The sequence below is a fragment of the Dietzia sp. JS16-p6b genome, from assembly GCF_003052165.1.
Classification (GTDB): Bacteria; Actinomycetota; Actinomycetes; order Mycobacteriales; family Mycobacteriaceae; genus Dietzia.
This window is the reverse complement of sequence record NZ_CP024869.1, coordinates 3,511,873-3,530,027: the sequence shown is the minus strand read 5'-3', so window position 1 is coordinate 3,530,027 and position 18,155 is coordinate 3,511,873. Positions and strand designations below refer to the sequence as shown.

The 18,155-nt window shown below is 70.1% G+C and carries 17 protein-coding genes; 12 read left to right on the top strand and 5 right to left on the bottom strand.

Translation table 11 applies throughout. The features are described 5' to 3' along the window. Positions 1 to 6: 6 nt before the first annotated feature. Entirely contained in the window at positions 7 to 306 is a 300-nt protein-coding gene (locus CT688_RS16330; RefSeq protein ID WP_228549514.1) for a DUF190 domain-containing protein, read from the top strand. Here CT688_RS16330 and CT688_RS16325 read toward each other — a convergent pair. From CT688_RS16325 to CT688_RS16315, 3 genes are read right to left on the bottom strand one after another with little or no spacing between them, the layout of a single operon-like run. After that, positions 299 to 2,902, bottom strand: a complete 2,604-nt coding sequence (locus CT688_RS16325) for a PEP/pyruvate-binding domain-containing protein (RefSeq protein ID WP_107757753.1) — start codon at positions 2,900 to 2,902, stop codon at positions 299 to 301. The two genes, CT688_RS16330 and CT688_RS16325, sit on opposite strands and share 8 nt — an antisense overlap. After that, the gene (locus tag CT688_RS16320) at positions 2,899 to 3,897 is read right to left on the bottom strand and encodes a TIGR03617 family F420-dependent LLM class oxidoreductase (RefSeq protein WP_107757752.1); all 999 of its coding nucleotides are present in this window, start codon (positions 3,895 to 3,897) and stop codon (positions 2,899 to 2,901) included. Before CT688_RS16320 ends, CT688_RS16325 begins: the two co-directional genes overlap by 4 nt. Beyond that, positions 3,894 to 5,066, bottom strand: a complete 1,173-nt coding sequence (locus CT688_RS16315; RefSeq protein ID WP_107757751.1) for a hypothetical protein — start codon at positions 5,064 to 5,066, stop codon at positions 3,894 to 3,896. Before CT688_RS16315 ends, CT688_RS16320 begins: the two co-directional genes overlap by 4 nt. A 51-nt stretch (positions 5,067 to 5,117) precedes the next feature. Here CT688_RS16315 and CT688_RS16310 point away from each other — a divergent pair, with 51 nt between their 5' ends. Next, complete coding sequence (locus tag CT688_RS16310) at positions 5,118 to 5,738, top strand: TetR/AcrR family transcriptional regulator (RefSeq protein ID WP_107757750.1); 621 nt, start codon at positions 5,118 to 5,120, stop codon at positions 5,736 to 5,738. Between the two features lie 21 nt (positions 5,739 to 5,759). Here the strand turns inward: CT688_RS16310 and CT688_RS16305 are convergent, their stop codons facing one another. Continuing rightward, positions 5,760 to 6,569: an adenylate/guanylate cyclase domain-containing protein gene (locus CT688_RS16305; protein WP_107758282.1), complete on the bottom strand. Its 810-nt coding sequence runs from the start codon at positions 6,567 to 6,569 to the stop codon at positions 5,760 to 5,762. A gap of 163 nt (positions 6,570 to 6,732) precedes the next feature. On the opposite strand from CT688_RS16305, the gene CT688_RS16300 reads away from it, so the two are divergent. The 5 genes from CT688_RS16300 to CT688_RS16280 are packed head-to-tail and all read left to right on the top strand — an operon-like array spanning position 6,733 to position 11,319. Continuing rightward, the gene (locus CT688_RS16300) at positions 6,733 to 7,761 is read left to right on the top strand and encodes a sulfate ABC transporter substrate-binding protein (protein ID WP_107757749.1); all 1,029 of its coding nucleotides are present in this window, start codon (positions 6,733 to 6,735) and stop codon (positions 7,759 to 7,761) included. A 2-nt stretch (positions 7,762 to 7,763) separates the two neighbouring features. Continuing rightward, positions 7,764 to 8,633: an ABC transporter permease gene (locus tag CT688_RS16295; RefSeq protein ID WP_107757748.1), complete on the top strand. Its 870-nt coding sequence runs from the start codon at positions 7,764 to 7,766 to the stop codon at positions 8,631 to 8,633. Then, a complete protein-coding gene (locus CT688_RS16290) occupies positions 8,626 to 9,519 on the top strand; it encodes a sulfate ABC transporter permease subunit (protein WP_107757747.1) in 894 nt (297 codons plus the stop codon). The genes CT688_RS16295 and CT688_RS16290 overlap by 8 nt, the downstream gene beginning before the upstream one ends. Then, positions 9,509 to 10,519, top strand: coding sequence for a sulfate/molybdate ABC transporter ATP-binding protein (locus CT688_RS16285; protein WP_107757746.1), 1,011 nt, complete (start codon positions 9,509 to 9,511; stop codon positions 10,517 to 10,519). The genes CT688_RS16290 and CT688_RS16285 overlap by 11 nt, the downstream gene beginning before the upstream one ends. A gap of 8 nt (positions 10,520 to 10,527) precedes the next feature. Next, positions 10,528 to 11,319 carry a TSUP family transporter gene (locus tag CT688_RS16280; RefSeq protein ID WP_107757745.1) on the top strand — a complete coding sequence of 264 codons (792 nt, stop codon included), beginning with the start codon at positions 10,528 to 10,530 and terminating at the stop codon, positions 11,317 to 11,319. Here the strand turns inward: CT688_RS16280 and CT688_RS16275 are convergent. After that, the gene (locus CT688_RS16275) at positions 11,208 to 11,930 is read right to left on the bottom strand and encodes an ATP-binding cassette domain-containing protein (protein ID WP_197431444.1); all 723 of its coding nucleotides are present in this window, start codon (positions 11,928 to 11,930) and stop codon (positions 11,208 to 11,210) included. The genes CT688_RS16280 and CT688_RS16275 overlap by 112 nt on opposite strands. A 52-nt stretch (positions 11,931 to 11,982) precedes the next feature. On the opposite strand from CT688_RS16275, the gene aztB reads away from it, so the two are divergent. The 5 genes from aztB to CT688_RS16250 all read left to right on the top strand — a co-directional run bounded on the left by aztB (position 11,983) and on the right by CT688_RS16250 (position 18,054). Next, complete coding sequence (aztB, locus tag CT688_RS16270; protein ID WP_107758280.1) at positions 11,983 to 12,876, top strand: zinc ABC transporter permease AztB; 894 nt, start codon at positions 11,983 to 11,985, stop codon at positions 12,874 to 12,876. 31 nt (positions 12,877 to 12,907) lie between these two features. Beyond that, a complete protein-coding gene (locus CT688_RS16265) occupies positions 12,908 to 14,227 on the top strand; it encodes an ABC transporter (protein WP_107757744.1) in 1,320 nt (439 codons plus the stop codon). Beyond that, entirely contained in the window at positions 14,224 to 15,144 is a 921-nt protein-coding gene (gene aztC / locus CT688_RS16260) for a zinc ABC transporter substrate-binding protein AztC (RefSeq protein ID WP_107757743.1), read from the top strand. The genes CT688_RS16265 and aztC overlap by 4 nt, the downstream gene beginning before the upstream one ends. 25 nt (positions 15,145 to 15,169) lie before the next feature. Next, entirely contained in the window at positions 15,170 to 16,393 is a 1,224-nt protein-coding gene (gene aztD, locus CT688_RS16255; RefSeq protein ID WP_107757742.1) for a zinc metallochaperone AztD, read from the top strand. Positions 16,394 to 16,740: 347 nt separating this feature from the next. Next, positions 16,741 to 18,054, top strand: coding sequence for an ISL3 family transposase (locus tag CT688_RS16250; protein WP_107755580.1), 1,314 nt, complete (start codon positions 16,741 to 16,743; stop codon positions 18,052 to 18,054). Positions 18,055 to 18,155 lie beyond the last annotated feature (101 nt).

The following is an 18,155-nucleotide window of genomic DNA, read 5'->3' as shown; positions in this document are numbered from 1 at the left end:
ACCAGGATGACCAAGATCGAAGTGATCGTCCCGGGATCCGACGCCCCCGACGTGCGACGACTCATCGAGCATTCCGGCGCGACCGGTTTCACCACCATTTCCGGGGTGTCCGGGCTGGGCCACCACGGATACCGGGAGGGCGGACTGCTGTTCAACGAGCAGGAGACCCTCGCCCTGCTCATCACCGTCATCCCTGATCACCGTGTCGATGCGCTGCTCGTCGGACTGCGGTCCCTGCTCGACGAGGCCTCGGGGGTCATGTTCGTCACCGACACCTACGTCAGCCGCCCGGACTACTTCACCTGACGTCCGCGCTCCGGTCCAACCGCGTCACCACCCCCCGGTCGCCGTCCACCCGGACGAGGTCACCGGTCCGCAGCGTCTGCGTGGCGACCAGTGTGTTGACCACGCAGGGCAGCCCGTACTCGCGCGCCACCACGGCCCCGTGGGAGACCGAACTGCCGATGTCGGTGACCAGCGCGGCGATCACCGTGAAGTAGGGAGTCCAGCCCACATCCGTGACGGGTGCGACCAGGATCTCGCCCGACCGCACCTCGCGGGCGTCCAAGATGGACCTGGCCACGCGCACCACGCCCTCCACCGATCCGCGGCTCGCGGGTCGCCCGATGATCTCCCCGCCCGCGGCCTCACGCGGGGGCCGGGCGATCAGCGGGACCGGGCGACCGACCGACACGTCGGGGAACTCCAGCACGTCCTGGAACGCCAGTGCCTCCCGGCGCGCGAGGGCGCTCTGGACGAGATCGCCGATCTCCCCCGGCCCGACGATCCGGCCCAGCTCCGCACGGTCGAAGAAGAACACCAGGTCCGCGTCGGGCAGTCGTCCGGCGGCGGCCAGGACCTCGCCGAGGTGGCGGTACCCCCGCTTGAGCGCGTGCGCCATCAGCGCCATCGCGGACTTGGTCTCCTCGCGCCCACGCGCGCCCTCCTGCGCGAACCGGGAGAGCAGGCGGATGACGGGCGAGACGGACCCGTGGACGTCCGCGCCTGCCGCTGCCGGGACTGCCGCTGTCGGGCCTGCCGCTGCCGCGCCTGCAGCTGCCGGGCTCACAATCTGCCCCTCAGAGGTCGATCCGCCCCCGGAGGTCGGAGCGCGAACCGGGATCGGAGGGGCGGATCGCGGGGAGCCCGCCGGTTCGGAGCTGTCCGGATCGGAGCCGGCCGGATCGCCCGCCGCCTGCGCCGACCGCACCATCACCTGCATCATCGCCCCGAGTCCCTCCGGATCGTCGGCCCAGGAGGGGTCGCGCATGCACAGCTCGCGGTATCCGCGGTGACCGTGACGGCCCAGGAACTCACGCAGCATCGCGCCCGTCGCGCCGTCCGAGGCCCGCAGGCGGGTCACGGCGTCACCGGGATCGGTGGCGAGGAAGCCCGCGGCGGCTGCGGGATCGGCGGCGAGGGCGCGGACCACCGCGTCCAGCTGCTCCAGCATGACCGCGCTCTCCACATCGGAGGCGCCGGCCATGAGCCGCGCCGCGTCGGTGCGGCCCGAGTCCTCCCCCCGACCGGCCTTGACCGCTCGCGAGATCAGCACGCTCTCGAGGATGTTGGCGGCGACCGCGGCGCGTGAGGAGGACCGCACGTGGGTCAACGTGACGTCGCAGTAGAGCTCGATCCCGGCCTCCAACTGCTCCATCACCCGCCGCGGGTCGTCGTCGGTCGGGACCCGCCAGTCAGTGATCCGCCCCGGCAGTCTGCGGATGGCGGGTCCGGCGGACAGCGCGTGGGAGGACAGGCGGATGGTGTTGGTGAGCCGGCGCAGGAACGGCTTGGGCGGCTTGGGGACCAGCTCGTCGACCACCCGCCCGCAGATCGAGGTGGAGAACTGCTCGAGCGAGTTGCCCACGATGCCCGAGCTCAGCGCCGTCCCCTCGGTGAGGTTGAGGAACATGTGCCCGGAGAAGTATCCCACCTGGAGCCAGGGTCGGTCGTAGCTCGGTTGGGCGCGGGCCACCACCTGGATCTGCTGCATGGCGTAGTCGATCGCGAACCCCGAGACCGACGCCGTCAGGGGACAGAACGCCCCCGGCATCATCTCGCCGATGTTGCAGCGCGTATAGATGTGGTCCTCACCGGCCAGCGGCGAGTCCATCTCCGCGAGGTCCGCGGGAAGCGTGGTGACGGGCCTGGCCTGCAGCCACCAGAGCCTGCCGTCCCGGTCGATCGCCCACTCCAGGTCCATCGATCGGCCCCAGTGCTGCTCAGCGCGCTGGGCGCCCGACCTGATCGCTGCGATCTCCTCGGGGGACAAGACCGCCTCGTCGTCGTACTCGCGGAGGGCCACCCGGCCGGCGGAATCCAGGATCAGGTGGTCAGGTGACGCCGATCCGTCGACCAGCGCCTCACCCAGGCCGGGAACCGCGTCGATGACCATGAGGTCGCGCCGGCCGCTGGTGGGATCCGCGGTGAACACCACGCCGGCGGCGCGTGCGTCCACCATCTGCTGGACCACCAGGTGCATGGCCGGCGGGCCGGTGGCCGTGCTGGTGTCCGCCGGAACGGACCCGGTGCCGGTCGCCGGATCGGCGCGGTAGGACGACGCGCGGCCCGAGCCGACGGATGCCACACACGTGCGCACCGCGTCGGCGAAATCCTCTGCCGACTCCACGCCCAGCACCGTGTCGTACTGTCCGGCGAACGAGTGGTCCCCGCCGTCCTCTCCGGCCGCCGAGGACCTCACGGCCACCGGCGTCGCGCCGGCGTCGGCCATGCGGTCGAACCACCGGGAGAGGTCGACGACGACGAGGTCCGCCGACGCGTCCGCGATGACGAAACCGTGGGGGACGTCCAGGCCGAGACGCCGGAGTCCTGCCAGACCCGCGGCCTTCCCGCCGTAGCGGTCGTCAGTGACCTCGTCGAACTCGACCACCGTCGGCGTCATCGCCCGCCCCCCAGCGCGTCGACGATCTCGGCCAACGCATCGGTGGCGATGGGACCGGTCTGATAGAGGCAGAGCCGGTCCGACACCCCGTCCACCCGGTCGCGGATGTGCGCGGCCACCTCGGCCGGGGTTCCGCAAGCGGCGATGGTGTGCAGGATCTCGTCGCTGATCAACGACGTCATCTCCTGCCATCGGCCCTGTTTGGACATGGCGTTGAGCTCGGGCTGCAGATCGCCCCAGCCGTGGGCGTCGAGCACCGGCTTGTACGCGGGGGTGGAACCGTAGAACGCCAGCAACCGGCGGGTGGACACGTGGTCGTCGTCCCGTCCGGCGGCCACGGACACGATCACCTCGGGCACCACCTCGAAGTCGTCCTCACGGCGACCGGCGGCGGCGAGTCCCGCGCGCACGGCCGGCATCGTCGACTCACGGAGGAACTTCGTGGACCCGAACGGCATCACCAGGAGGCCGTCGGCCACCTGCGCGGTGGCCCGGGTCAGCCGGGGCCCGAGCGCGCCGAGGTAGATGGGCGGCGGGCCGTACGGGTTGGGTCCGGGCACGAAGGTGGGTGTCATGAGGGTGTGGCGGTAGTACTCCCCCCGGAAATCCAGGCGCTCACCGGTCTCCCAGGTGGCGAAGACGGCCCGCAGAGCCCCCACCAGTTCCGTCATGCGCTCGACGGGGTGATCGAACTCGGTTCCGTAGCGCTTCTCGATCTGCGCCCGCACCTGCGTACCCAACCCCAGGACGAACCGGCCCTCGCTGAGCAGCTGCAGGTCGTAGGCCTGGTGGGCCAGCTGGACGGGGTTGCGGGGAAAGCCGATCGCGACGTTGGACATCACGTCCAGGCCCCGGACCTGGGACGCAAGCACCAGGGGGGTGAACACGTCGTGCGGGCCCTCGAAGGTGAACACCCCGGACGCACCGGCCTCCCTGAGCGCTGCCGAACGGTCGACGGCGTCCGTGGGGCCGAAGAGCGCGGTCATGACCTTCACGCCGGCGTCCCGTCCCGCGAGGCCGACTCCGCGTCGGTGTCCGGACCCGACCCCGTGCCCGCACCGTCGGTCCAGTCGGTGAACCCCGACGGGTGGTGGGGGCCGATCACGCCGTGCTCGAACAGTCCCGCGCCCTCGTGGGTCGATCCGTCCGCCTCCGTGCACACGGCGCGACCGACGTGGTCGATCAGGCTGAACGCCGCCCCGGCCATCACCTGGGGGTCGGTCAGGTCGAAGCTCACCCGCTCGGTGAAGCCCTCGCCCTTCCAGCTGCCGTGAGCCCAGGAGGAGTCGCCGCCGTACCCGGAACCGAACGCGATGGGGGCGAACAACTTCGACTCCACGTCGAGTCGGAACCGGTCACCCGCGCGGTTCATGAACTCGACGTGGACGCCCGTCGGGATCCGGGTGCCGACGCGGTAGTCCACGTCCACGCGCACGCCGTCGAGCTGCTCCACCCGGCCGTCCCGCCAGCGCCGTGTGCAGTCGTAGAGGCTGCGGTGACCGTCGGGGTCCTCCTGGATGATGAGGAACAACTGGTACTCGTCGAACGCCAGGGGCAGATAGAGCCACCACATCCCGCGGAACGCCGTGTCGGGCCGCCCGGCGGGTTCGGGTTCGCCCACCGGACGGATGCCCCACGAGCGGTCCCGGGCGGCCACCGAGGAGGAGTGCGTGACCTCGAGCCGCTCGCCGTCGACCTCGATCCACCCGTCCCACGAGCCGAGTTGCGCGAAGCGGCTGGCCTGGAGGGTGACCCGGCGGTCGGTGAGCATCGAGTGCGGTTCCTCCATGGCCGCGGGGAACAGTCCCCGCCAGGTCAGGTCGGCGGCGATGCCCTCGGTCGGCTCCAGTGTGAGCCGCAGTTCCCGGAGTGGCTCGATCACCTCGAGCCGGTACCCGCCGACGTGAGGCGTGAGGCGGTCGTCGTCGATCGCGTCGCTGAGGTGCACCGCGGTCTGCGTATCACCCCGGCGGACCACGACGTAGGCGTCCTTGACGCCCAGGCGCGGGTAGTAGCCGATGCCGGTGAGCGCCATGAATCGGCCCTCGCGGTCGAGCACGTTGAAGTAGGACCGATCGTAGAAGTTCCGGTCGGACGTGGCCGGCCAGTTCACCGGCGCGTGCGTCTGGTGGATCGGGTACTCGTCGAGCGGGCTGAGGGTCACGGGGCTCTCCCTACAATACGATGCACACTGCATTGGAACTATGGTGGGTTCATGACAGCAGACGCGCGCGCGGTTGGTGGGGAATCGGCCAAGTCCGCCGGGGGTCGCCCAGGTGCCGGGCGCCCTCGCGACAGCCGGATCGACACCGCCGTCATCGCCGCCACCAGGGAGCTGATCTGCGAGACGGGCTACCCCGCGCTGTCGCTCTCGGCGATCGCCGCGCGCGCGGGAACCACCACCGCGTCCATCTACCGGCGATGGTCGGGCAAGGCGCAGCTCGTCCACGAGGCGGTCCTGGACGCGGAGGCGATACCCGCGCCGGGCGGCTCCGGTGATCTCCGCGACGACATCAGGGTCCTCGTCGAGACGATCCGGGACCTGTTCGACAGGCCCGAGGTGCGGGTCGCGCTACCGGGTCTGATCGCCGACACCGTCGCCGACCCCGAGCTCCACGGCCAGATGATCGCCCGGCTGGCCGGGAACCTGACCGCGTTCGAGTCGCGGTTCGGACAGGGGCGCCGCGGTGGTGATCAGCTGCCCATGCTGGCCGAGGTGGTGGCCGGCACCGCGATCTTCCGCATCCTCGTGCGCCGGGACGCCGCACTCGACGACACCTGGGTGACCGAGATGACCGAGTTGATCACCGGAAGGTGGCCCGGATCAGCCGGATAGCGGTGGCTCGGGAGCGGGGGCTCAACGTTGGCGCGGGACCGCGGTGTAGACGGCGACCTCGTCGGGGATCCCCTTGGCCCGGGCGAGCGGGAAACTCCGCTTGCGGCGCGCCGACACCCTGGACTCGTCCAGCCCGGGGAGGGTGGTCTCGCTGACCAGGATCTCGTCGGCACCCGCCTTCTCGGCCAGCCTGGCGGCGATGTTGACGTCCACGCCGAGGTAGTCGCCACCGATCAGACGTGGGGTGCCGGTGTGGATGCCGGCCCGGATGCGGGGCCGCATCCCGGCGACCTCCACCGGGTCGAGCCCTTCGGAGCAGGCCACGACCGCGTCGAAGGCCAGCTGTGGGGACGGGAACACGGCCATGAGCCCGTCCCCGAGGCGCTTGACCACGTGCCCGCGGTGGGCTTTCACCTGCGGCTCGGTGGCAGACGCGACCTCTCTCAACAGGCGTAGAGCATCCTCGTCCCCCGCCCGCATGGCCCAGTTGGAAAACCCCACGAGGTCGGTGAACACGATGGTCACCTCGCTCCCGCTGCCGCTCCTGCCGGATCGTTGGGTCAGCGCGTGCCACACCTGGAGCCCGCCCAGGGACAACTCCCGCGACGCGGTGGGTTGCTCGTCGAACAGACTGCCGGCCACGCGGGCGATCGTGCCCGCGCTGTCCCGGCCCGCGGCCGAGAGCGGATCCCCGAAACCCGAGTCGCCGGGCAGGGCCCGCCGGATCCGGCGCAACGCCTCGACGGTGGAAGGGTGTCTGTTGATGTCGCGGGCGCCCGCTGCGATCCGCGCCGCGGACGCGCGCGCCCGGTCCCACCGAGGGTTCGACATGCTCACGAGGGTAACCGGACCGGCCCGGGCCCACGCGCGCCACCTGTGGCTCCCGCTCGCACGGTTTGAGTCACGGTGAACAAAACAGTTCAGCCTTCGCGCGCAGAGTCGTTAGCTTTCTCTTCTGTTGCCGACCGGCAACACCGGCGAAAGTGGACACGACATGAGCAACAGACGAACCCTCTCGAGGCTGGGTATCGGCTTCCTGGGCGTGGGGTTGACCGCCGCGCTCGTCGCAGGCTGTGGGGGGACGGCGTCGGGGGACGAACTCTCGATCGTCGGCTTCGCCGTGCCCGCGGAGGGCAACGCCGCGGTGCAGGAGGCGTTCGCCGAGACCCCGGACGGCGAGGGGGTCTCCTGGCTCACCTCCTACGGCGCATCGGGCGACCAGTCGCGGGCCGTGGCCAACGGCCAGCCCGCCGACGTCGTCCACTTCTCCGTGGAACCCGATGTCACCCGGCTCGTCGACGCCGGGCTGGTCGACCAGGAATGGAACTCCGGGCCACACAACGGATTCCTCACCGACTCCGTCGTGGTGCTGGTGGTGCGCGAGGGCAACCCGAAGAACATCACCGACTGGGAGGACCTGGCCCGCGAGGACGTCGAGATCGTCACCCCCAACCCCGGATCCTCGGGTGCCGCGCGGTGGAACATTCTCGCGGCGTGGGCGTCGGTACTGCAGAAGGGCGGGACGGAGGAGGAGGCCGCGAAGTTCGTCGAGTCCGTGATCGGCAACGTCGCCGCGTTCCCCGGTTCGGGCCGCGATGCCACCACGGCGTTCCTCGACGGCACCGGAGACGTCCTGATCTCGTATGAGAACGAGGCGATCCTCGGCAGACAGCAGGGTGAGGAGTACGAGTACATCGTCCCGGACCGAAACCTTCTCATCGAGAACCCGGCGGCCGTCACCGTCTCCGCGCCGGGGACCGCGCAGGCGTTCCTGGATTACGCCCTGAGCCCGGAGGGTCAGGCGATCTACGCGCAGTACGGTTTCCGTCCCCTGCGTCACCTGGCGGACCAGGTGGAGATCGGTCAGGTCGACGGCGCGACGGATCCCGCGGACCCGTTCCCGGAGATCACCGAGCTCTACACGGTCGATGGTGACTTCGACGGGTGGACGCAGGTCGTCGACACCTACTTCGACGACGACGGGATCATCACCCGGATCATCCAGAGTTCCGGTCTGAACTGACGATGGCCACCGTCCTCACACCGACGACCACTCCGGCGCCACCGCCTCCGGGGTCTGCCCCCCGGAGGCGGTGGCGCGCCGCGCGCACCACCCTCACCCGACCGGTCGGCGTCGCGCTGGGCGTGTCGGTGCTGTGGTTCAGCCTGCTGGTGCTCATCCCGCTGGCCCTGGTCGTGATCTCCGCCGCTGAGGGGGGTTGGGAGACCTTCCGGAGCACCCTGACCAACGTCCAGACCGCCAACGCCATCCGCCTGACCCTGTTCTCCGCACTCGCAGCGACGGGGGTCAACATGGTGGTGGGCACCTTGATCGCCTGGGTCCTGGTCCGCGACAGGTTCCCCGGCAAGCGGGTGATCGAGTTGGTGATCGACATCCCCTTCGCCCTGCCCTCCCTGGTCGCCGGGTTGGTGCTGTTGAGCCTCTACGGGCCGAACAGTCCGCTGGGCCTGACCATCGCGGGGACCCCGTACTCGGTCTTCCTGGCGGTGTTGTTCGTGACTCTGCCCTTCGTGGTGCGCACCGTGGAGCCGGTCCTGCTCGAGCTCGACCCGCAGGTGGAGCAGGCCGCCCGGTCCCTCGGTGCGTCCCGGGCCGAGACGTTCCGTCGCATCGTCCTGCCCACCCTGACGCCGGCCATCGCCGCCGGGGCCACCCTGTCCTTCGCGCGGGGGGTCGGGGAGTTCGGAGCGTTGGTGCTGTTCACCGGTAACCGACCCAACATCTCCGAGGGCGCGCCGATCCGCATCCAGAGCTACATCGAGATAGACAACGTGGCCGCCGCCGCCACTGTCGCGGTGGTCCTGCTCGCTGTGGCGCTCCTGGCCATCGCGATCCTCGATGTCATCTCACGGAGGGTGGCGCGCCATGGCTGAGCGGACCGATCAGAGACCGTCCACCCCGACCGCGGGCATCGACGACCCGACCGCTGTGCCCGTTCGTCGGCTCCGGCCGGTGTCGCCGTGGGCGGGTGTCCGCCTCGCCGTCGTCGTCACCTATCTCTTCCTCCTGGTCGGCTGGCCGCTGCTGATGATCGTCCAGCGGACCTTCTTCGACGGCTCCAACCACCTGGTCTCCGCGCTGCAGAATCCCTCCGTGCAGCACGCCCTGCTCATCACCCTGTCCAGTGCACTGTGGGCGGTGGCGCTCAACACGGTCTTCGGGATCACCCTGGGGATCCTGCTGGTGCGTCACGAGTTCCCCGGGAAGCGACTGCTGAGCTCCTTCATGGACCTGCCGGTGTCCGTCTCGCCGATCATCGTGGGCCTGGCGTTGCTGTTGGCCTACGGTCCCGCGCACGGGTGGCTCGGCCGACCGCTGGCCGAGATCGGCATCTCGGTGGTCTTCTCCTACACCGGCATCGTCCTGGCCGTCACCTTCGTCTCCCTGCCACTCGTCCTGCGCGCCGTGGTGCCCGTACTCCGGGAGATCGGCGACGACCAGGAGACCGCCGCGCGCAGCCTGGGGGCCTCGGGGCGGCAGGTCCTGTGGCGGATAACCCTGCCGGCGATCAAGTGGGCCGTCGCGTACGGCGTGGTGCTCACCTTCGCCCGCGCGATCGGGGAGTTCGGCGCGGTGCTGATCGTCTCCGGCGGCATCGTCAACCGCACCGAAACGGCGACGATCGCCGTGCAGCGGCTCCACCAGGGCTTCGACACGGGAAGCTCGTACGCCATCGGCTTCCTGCTCGCACTCATCGCCGTGGCGGCACTGGTGATCGTCATGATCCTTCGACCGAAAGAGGGCCCCAGTGGGGATTGAGATCTCAGGCGTCAGCAAGCGGTACGGGGACTTCGTCGCACTCGACGACGTCACCCTCTCCGTACCCTCCGGCGGGCTCACCGCGTTGCTCGGACCATCCGGCTCGGGCAAGACCACGCTGCTGCAGATCCTCGGCGGTCTGGAGAACGCGGACCGTGGCACGGTCGAGATCGACGGCCGAGACACCACCCACGTGCCGGCACAGAAGCGGAACGTCGGCTTCGTGTTCCAGCACTACGCCGCCTTCAAGCACCTGACGGTGGCCAGGAACGTGGCCTTCGGGCTGGAGATCCGCAAGGTCCCGAAGCCGGAGATCCGGCGGCGCGTCGACGAGTTGCTGCACCTGGTCCAGCTCGCCCAGTTCGGCGACCGGCTCCCGGCCCAGCTCTCCGGCGGACAACGCCAGAGGATGGCGTTGGCCCGGGCACTGGCGATCGAACCCAGTGTCCTGCTGCTCGACGAACCGTTCGGGGCGCTGGACGCCAAGGTCCGCAAAGAACTGCGCGACTGGCTGCGCCGGCTCCACGACGAGGTACACGTCACCTCGGTGTTCGTCACCCACGATCAGGAGGAGGCCCTCGAAGTGGCTGACACCATCGTGGTGATCAACCACGGTCGGGTCGAGCAGATCGGCACTCCGGAACAGCTGTACGACCACCCGGCCAACGAGTTCGTCTTCGGTTTCCTGGGTCCCGTCACCAGGCTGGGAGGGGTCCTCCTGCGTCCGCATGACGTGCTGGTGTCCCGCGGCCCCGAGTCCGGTGGCGTGCCCGGGCGGGTCGTCCGCTGGAGGCGGGTCGGGTTCGAGATCCGCTACGAGGTGGAGCTCGACGACGCGCCCGGCGCGGAGCGGGTCCACGGGCAGCTCACCCGCACCGAGGCCACCGCGACCGGGATCGGAGCCGGGGACCGGGTGTGGGTCCGCGCCCACCCGGGTGCCGACGTGCTGCGGGAGCCGGCGGCGGCCCCGGTGCGGGACGTCGTGCACGTCCGGGGTTGACCCACCACGTGGCAGACCTGCTGGTCGCCTTCGTCGCCGGCCTGGTGATAGCGACCCTGACCACCCCGGTCGGCGTCTCCGGCGCGGTGTTCCTGCTGCCGGTGCAGCTCCAGCTCCTGTCGGTCTCGAGCCCGCAGGTGACGCCCACCAACCTCCTCTACAACATCGTCTCCGCGCCCGGAGCCCTGTGGAAATTCCACCGGCGCGGGTCGTTCACGGGCTCGCGGGAGCTGATGGTGCGCCTGCTCGCCGGCACCGTCCCCGGCGTCGTTCTCGGGGCGGGGGTCCGGGTGTTCCTGGCTCCCGGTGAGGATGTCGCGCGGCTCCTGGCCGTGGCCCTGCTCGCCCCGATCGGATACTCGCTGGTGCGGCCCCGCCGCCCGGGTGGTGCCCCGACGAGCCCCGGCCGGGTGGCGGCGTGGATCAGCAGGCGCCAGCGTACGGCCGCGTTCGTGGTCGGGGTCGTCGGCGGCGTCTACGGCATCGGCGGGGGTTCGATCCTCTCGCCCCTGCTGGTCGCCGGGGGCCTGGCCGTGGGGGTCGTCGCACCCGCGGCCCTGGCCACCACCTGGATCACCTCGGTGGTCGGCGCGGTGGTGTTCACCGTGCTCGCACGGTTCTCGACCGATCCGGTCGCACCGGCGTGGGGAGTCGGCATCGTCTGCGGACTGGGCGGTCTGATCGGCGGCTACCTGGGAGTGCTGCTGCAACCGCGCATCCCGGAGCTCGGGCTGCGCACCGGACTCGGCGTGGCGGCGCTCGCGGTGTCGGGGGTGTACGTGGCGCAGCTCGTCACGTGACCGGCCTCCAACCTCACCACGTGATCGGCGGTGGCGACGAACCGCTCGTCATGTGACGCACAGCCCACGGCGACGCCCCGTCGACGGGCCTGATCGGTGAGCAACTCGTGGACGTGCCGCCGGCTGGCGGAATCCAGTCCGGCATCGGGTTCGTCCATCAACACGATGTCGGCGCGACTCGCCAACGCCTGGGCGAGGAGGGCGCGCTGTCGCTGACCTCCGGACAGCTCCGTCAGGGAGCGGGACTCGAGGCCGTCCAGGCCGACCGCCCCGATCATCTCGGCCACGACCTCGCGGGCCTCCCGCCTACCGATCCGTCGCCCCCACGTCCCCATGGAGACGGTGTCCCGGACCGTGAGGGGGAGGGCCTCCGGCGCAGCGGGTCGCTGGACGACGAGTGAGACGGTGCCCCGCCGACGCACCTCGCCGCGGAGGGGAACGCGGACGCCGGCGAGGAGCTCCACGAGAGTGGACTTGCCGGATCCGTTCGGCCCGGCGAAAGCGGTGACGGTCCCGTACGCCATCTCCACCGCCGCGTCGTGGAGCACTTCACGGCCCTCATAGCCGTAACACAACCCGTGGGCGCTGAGGGCCGGACCCGAGAGGGGCATGGTCTGCACTCCTTGTTGATAACGAATGTCGTTACAGATAGTGTACGGCCTCGTGTCCCTGATCCTCGATCCGTTCAGCACCGCGTTCGTCGCCCGAGCTCTCGTCGGCGGCCTGCTCGTTGCGGCGATCTGTGGAGTGGTCGGCACCTGGGTCGTCATCCGGGGAATGGCGTTCTTCGGCGAGGCGATCGGGCACGGGATGCTCCCCGGAGTGGCATTGGCCACCGTGCTCGGCTTTCCGGCGATGGTCGGCGGCGCGGTCAGTGCGGTGGCCATGAGCGCGGGGATCGGGGCGTTGCAGAGGCGCGGCCGGTTGTCCTACGACACCACCATCGGGCTGCTGTTCGTCACGATGCTGTCGGTCGGGGTGATCATCGTCTCCCACTCCGGCAGCTTCGCCACGGACGCCACCGCCATCCTCTTCGGCGACATCCTGGCCATCCGCGGTCCCGAACTCGTCACCCTGGCCCTCGCGCTGGTGGTGACCCTGGCGGTGGCGGCCCGCTTCCACCGCGCGTTCGTCGCCGTGGCCTTCGACCCCCGCGTCGCCCAGACCCTGGGGCTGCGGCCGAGGGTCGCGCAGGTGGCGCTCGTGGGACTGGTGACCCTCGCCGTGGTGGCCTCGTACCAGGCCGTCGGAACCCTGCTGGTGGTGGCGTTGCTGCTCGCCCCGGTCGTCGCCGCGAACCGCTGGACCAGACGCATTCCCTCGACGATGGTGCTCGCCGCGGCGTTCGGTGGTGCCGCCGTGGTGATCGGTCTACTCGCGTCCTGGCATGCGGGAACGGCCGCCGGCTCCTCCATCGCGTTCTCCGCGATCGCGCTGGCGGGCGTCTCGGCGGCCGTGCACTCCGCCCGCCGGATCCTGCTCGTCCGCGCCATCGGCCATCACCCCGCCACAGGGCCATCGGACGCCGTGGGCGCGGCGGACGCATCCGCACGGTGACACCCCGCGAAACCCATCGAGAAAGCAGAGAATGCACACCCTCAGATCGAGTTCCACCGTCGTCCGTCCTGGTGCATTCCCTGCCGGCATAGTCGCTGCCGTCGTCGCCCTCGCGCTCGCGGGGTGCGCGGGCGGCCCGACCGACACGGGCGGCCCGGATACCGCGGCGGACGGGACCACCACCACTGCCGCGCAGGGGTCCCAGGAGGACTCCGGCAGTGGTCACGGCGACGTCGAAGGCGCCGAGGAGGTGGCCGAGCCCCAGCTGCACCTGGTGAGCATCGACCGCACCGGGGCGGTCGGCATGCTCAACCTGCTCGACGGGACGTCGACCGAGCCGGGCACCATCGAGCCCCCGTCGGCGGTCACCTCGGACGGCCGGTACCTGTTCGCGGACACAGAATCCGGTGTGGAGATAGTCGACAGCGGCGTGTGGACGTGGGACCACGTCGACCACTTCCACTACTACCGCACCTCCCCGAGCATGCTCGGAGCCGTGATGGGGGACGGCCCCGCGGTCGTGACGACCTCAGGTAACGCCACCACGGGGGGTACCGGGATCTTCTTCCCGGAGTCGGGAGAGGCGGTCCTGCTGAGCAACGAGGCCCTGTCCAAGGGGCGGGTCGAGGAGGTCTTCCGTCTCGAGTCCGAACCGCACGAGGGACTGGTCGCCCCCCTCGGCAGTGGCGCGCTCGTGACCATCGTCGACGAGTCGGCAGCGGTGTCCGGGGTGGAGTTCCACGGAGCCGACGGCGCTCCGGTGGACGGTGCGACGGCGCCCTGCGCGGACGCACAGGGCGCCGTGACCACGCGCATCGGTGTGGTCGTGGGCTGTGCGGACGGGGCCGTCCTGGCCACCTACGAGGACGGCGGACCTCGGTTCGAATCGATCGCCTTCCCGGAGGGCACCGAGGCGCCGCGCGCGACGGAATTCCGTGGCCGCAAGGGACGACCGGTGGTGGCCGCGCTCGCCGGGGACGAGGGATTCTGGCTCTTGGACACCCGGTCGCGGCAGTGGCGCCTGGTGCCGACGGATCAGCCGTTGCTGCAGGTGTCCGCCGCGAGTGACGACGACTCCCACGTGGTGGGGGTGGACCGGGAGGGCCGGATCCGCGTCTTCGACGGAGAGGCCGGCACGGAGATCGCGGTGACCGAGGCACTGCTGGCAGGGTCGGTCGCGAATCCGGAGACCGCCTCCGGGATCGAGCTCACGGTCGACCGCGAGCGGGCGTATGTCAACGACCCCCTCGCAGGGGTCGTCCACGAGATCGACTACCGGGGCGACGCGCGCGTCGCCCGGAGCCTGGGGACACCCACCACCCCCGACTTCGTGGCGGAGACCGGACGATGAGGCGGCGTCCGGTGCTGTCCGCCGTGCTCGTCGCAGCGGGACTGGCCCTGTCGGGGTGCGCGATCGTGGACGGCGACGCGGGCGACCACCCCACCGTCGTCGTGACGACCAACATCCTCGGCGACGTGGTCGAGAACGTGGTGGGGGACGCGGCCGACGTCACGACCCTGATGAAGCCCAACGCCGACCCGCACTCGTTCGAGATCTCCGCTCAGGAGGCGAGCCTCATGGATCGCGCCGACCTGGTGGTGTCTAACGGACTGGGTCTCGAGGAAGGGCTCCAACAGCATCTCGACCGGGTCGCGGACACCGGGGTGCCGATGTTCGTCGCGGGGGACCAGATCGAGGTCATCGACTACTCGGACGAGGACGCCGGCGGCACCGCCGACCCGCACTTCTGGACCGACCCGGCCCGCATGGTCGACGTCGTCGACGCACTGGAGACCGAGCTTCTCGACGTGGAGGGGATCGACAGGGCCGCCGTCGAGGCGGGTGCCGCCCGGTACCGGGACCGACTCGACGAGCTCGACGACGAGATGACCGCCGCGTTCGCCACCCTCCCCGCCGACAGACGCGCGCTGGTGACCAACCACCACGTCTTCGGCTACCTCACCGAGCGTTTCGACTTCCGCGTCCTCGGCGCGGCCATCCCCGGCGGGACCACCCTCGCCTCCCCCAGCGCCTCCGACCTCGACGGGCTCGCCTCGGCGATCACCGAGGCCGGCGTCCCCGCGATCTTCGCCGAGTCCTCCCAGCCGGATCGGCTGGTGCAGGTGCTCGCGAGCGAAGCCGGTATCGACATCAGGGTGATCGAGTTGTTCACCGAGTCGCTCACCGAAACGGGACAGGGCGCCCCCAGCTACCTGGAGATGATGCGCGCGAACACCGAGCGCATCGTCGACGGGCTCTCCGCCTGACCACCTAGTGAAAGAAGGACGAGGAATGAGAACACGACACACCCGCGGCGCAGGAGCGGTCGCGGTGCTCGCGACAGCGGCTCTGCTCGCCACCGCATGTGGCAACGGTGGTGGCGACGCCGACGCAGACGACGCCGAGGCGCAGAACGCCACCGCCACCACGACCTCGGCAGCACATGAGGGGTCTTCGGAGAACCGACTCGCGGTGGCGTACGAGAACGGCGTCGCGGTCCTCGACGGCGAGACCCTCGAGATCATCGAGGAGTTCGAGACCGAGGAGTTCACCCGCCTGAACGCGTTCGGTGACGGTCGGACCGTCCTGGTCACCACCTCCGACGGGTTCCAGGTGCTCGACACCTCGGCGCCGGAGCTCACCGACCTGGTGATCGAGGCCGAGACCCCGGCGCACGTCGTCCGGCACGCGGGCAAGACCGTGCTGTACGACGACGGCACCAGCGACACCTTCGTCTTCGATACCGACGCATTCGCCGGCGACGACGCCGACCTGCCCGATTTCGAGACCATCCCCGGCGACCAGGCGCACCACGGCGTCTCGATCGTGCTGAGCGACGGCACCTTCCTCTCGACCATCGGAGACGACGAGGGCCGCACGGGCGCCTTCGCCGTCGACGCAGACGGCGAGGAGATCGCCCGCAACGAGGAGTGCCCCGCGATTCACGGCGAGGGCACCGCCGCCGACGAGACGGTGATCTTCGGGTGCGAGGACGGTGCCCTGATCTACAAGGACGGCGCGTTCGAGAAGCTCACCGCGCCCGACGAGTACGGCCGCATGGGCAACGCCTACGTGTCCGAGGACAGCCCCCTCGTCGTCGGTGACTACAAGGACGACCCGGACGCCGAGGGCGTCCTGCTCAACAAGATCGCGCTGATCGACACCGAGGCCCGCACCCTCGAGGTCGTGGACCTGCCGGAGGACGTCGGGTACACCTGGCGCGGCGTGGTGCGCGGGCCGGACGACAAGGCCTACCTCCTGGGCACCGACGGTGCCATCCACGTGATCGACCCGGCCACCGGCGAGATCTCCGAGAGCTACGACGTGATCGGTTCCTGGGAGGGCCCGGCGGAGTGGCAGGACCCGCACCCCGGCATCGTGGTGAACGGGGACATCGCCTATGTGAGCGAGCCCGCCGCGAACACCGTGTACGCCGTGGACCTCACGAACGGTGAGGTCGTCGCCTCGGGCCAGCTCCCCGAGGCTCCCAACGAGATGGCGGTGGCCCTGGGCTGACCCTGGCTCGACCGGCTGTCGACTCCATGAGGAGCGGTCACCGCGCCGGTTCTCGTCGAGTGGGTCGGAGAAGGACCCCTCGAACGACCACGCGGTGGCCGCGCTCCTCGTGCCTGGAGGCGGCCACCGGGTGTGTCCCCTCTCGGTGAACGACGCCCCGGGACGCGAATCCATCAGCGTTCCGAACTCTGGTCGGTGGGATGACGACCGCGGATATCGGGCTCTTCCGGATCCGGAGTGCGTAGCGGGGATGCTGCGGTGATGCGGTGAGGCACAAGATGTAGGGGTCCTGGGGCGTGTGAAGATGCAAGTTCCTACACCAGCACTTCGCATCCCCAGGACCCGCTTTGAACGCTACCGCCAGCCTGCTCGCCGACACCATCTGCCGCACCGTCGAGCTCGGGGTGACCATCACCGACGCCGCTGTGGCTGACGAGCTCACGCACCTGTTCTGCGCCCCGGTCACACTCGACCCGATCTGCGCCGAGTGCGGGATGGCGGGCCGTTTGCGGGACCACGTCCAGCGGAAGGTCACGGATCTACCGATCGTCGGGCATCCCACCAGACTGCACGTGCGGGTACCGCGCTTCACCTGCGACAACACCGAGTGCGCTACGAGGATCTTCCAGCAGCGGATGCCGGCGTTGGCCGAGCCGCGGGCCAAGACCACCCGCCGCTGCAGCCGCTGGATCCTGCAGCGTCTGGCGATCGACCGCACCAGCGTGTCCGCCGTGGCCAAGGCCCTCGGGCTGGGGTGGGACCTGGTCAATGACCTGGCGGTCTCGGAGGTTCGCACGATGGTCTACGAGCAGCCCGGACACTTCGACGGAGTCCGCGTTCTCGGTGTCGATGAGCACAAATGGAAGCACGTGCGCGGCGACGGCAGCAGTGCGTTCGTCACCGTCCTGGTCGACCTGACCCCGGTCGTGGACGGCACCGGCCCGTCTCGCCTGTTGGACATGGTCCCGGGCCGTTCGGCGAAGGTCCTCACCGAGTGGCTGGACGCCCGTGACCAGGTGTTTCGAGACCGGGTCAAGGTTGTCACGATGGACGGGTTCGCCGGCTACCACACCGCCGCCGCCAGCGCGGTGCCCGCTGCCCGGACGGTGATGGACCCGTTCCACGTCGTGCACCTGGCCGCCGACAAGCTCACCGTGTGCCGCCAACGCATCCAGCAGGCCACCACCGGGCACCGGGGCCGCACGGGCGACCCGCTGTACGGCATCCGCCGCACCCTGCGAACCCGCGCTGAACTGCTGACCGACAAGCAGAAGATGCGCCTGTTCCAAGCGTTCACCGCCCATGACGCGCACGCGGCGGTGGAGGTCACCTACGGCGTCTACCAGCGACTCATCACTGCTTACGAAGCCTCGGGCAAGCGGGAGGGCAAGATCGCTATGTACAAGCTCCTCAAGTCGATCCGGGCCGGTGTACCCGCCGAACTCCCCGAGCTCGCGCAGCTCGGCCGTTCGCTGTGGAAGCGGCATCGGGAGATCCTGGCCTACTTCGACGTGGGCGCTTCCAACGGCCCCGTCGAAGCCATCAACGGACGCCTCGAGCACCTCCGCGGAATCGCCCTGGGCTTCCGGAACCTCAAGCACTACATCTTGCGGTCACTGATCCACTCCGGACAGCTTCAGGACCGGATCAATGCACTCTAAAACCGGAAGGGCCGGATATCGGCGCCGACACCCACGGAAGAGCCGGTTATCCGGCAGAGGGCATAGACAGCGCCACGACAATTTGATTACCTCGTTGAGGA

What these genes read in the sequence shown, in the direction of transcription:
- CT688_RS16305 (WP_107758282.1), bottom strand. Translation starts at nt 6,569, where the DNA reads ATGTCGAACCCTCGGTGGGACCGGGCGCGCGCGTCCGCGGCGCGGATC.
- CT688_RS16330 (WP_228549514.1), top strand. Translation starts at nt 7, where the DNA reads ATGACCAAGATCGAAGTGATCGTCCCGGGATCCGACGCCCCCGACGTG.
- CT688_RS16300 (WP_107757749.1), top strand. Translation starts at nt 6,733, where the DNA reads ATGAGCAACAGACGAACCCTCTCGAGGCTGGGTATCGGCTTCCTGGGC.
- CT688_RS16275 (WP_197431444.1), bottom strand. Translation starts at nt 11,930, where the DNA reads ATGCCCCTCTCGGGTCCGGCCCTCAGCGCCCACGGGTTGTGTTACGGC.
- aztD (WP_107757742.1), top strand. Translation starts at nt 15,170, where the DNA reads ATGAGAACACGACACACCCGCGGCGCAGGAGCGGTCGCGGTGCTCGCG.
- CT688_RS16295 (WP_107757748.1), top strand. Translation starts at nt 7,764, where the DNA reads ATGGCCACCGTCCTCACACCGACGACCACTCCGGCGCCACCGCCTCCG.
- CT688_RS16265 (WP_107757744.1), top strand. Translation starts at nt 12,908, where the DNA reads ATGCACACCCTCAGATCGAGTTCCACCGTCGTCCGTCCTGGTGCATTC.
- aztC (WP_107757743.1), top strand. Translation starts at nt 14,224, where the DNA reads ATGAGGCGGCGTCCGGTGCTGTCCGCCGTGCTCGTCGCAGCGGGACTG.
- CT688_RS16310 (WP_107757750.1), top strand. Translation starts at nt 5,118, where the DNA reads ATGACAGCAGACGCGCGCGCGGTTGGTGGGGAATCGGCCAAGTCCGCC.
- CT688_RS16325 (WP_107757753.1), bottom strand. Translation starts at nt 2,902, where the DNA reads ATGACGCCGACGGTGGTCGAGTTCGACGAGGTCACTGACGACCGCTAC.
- CT688_RS16290 (WP_107757747.1), top strand. Translation starts at nt 8,626, where the DNA reads ATGGCTGAGCGGACCGATCAGAGACCGTCCACCCCGACCGCGGGCATC.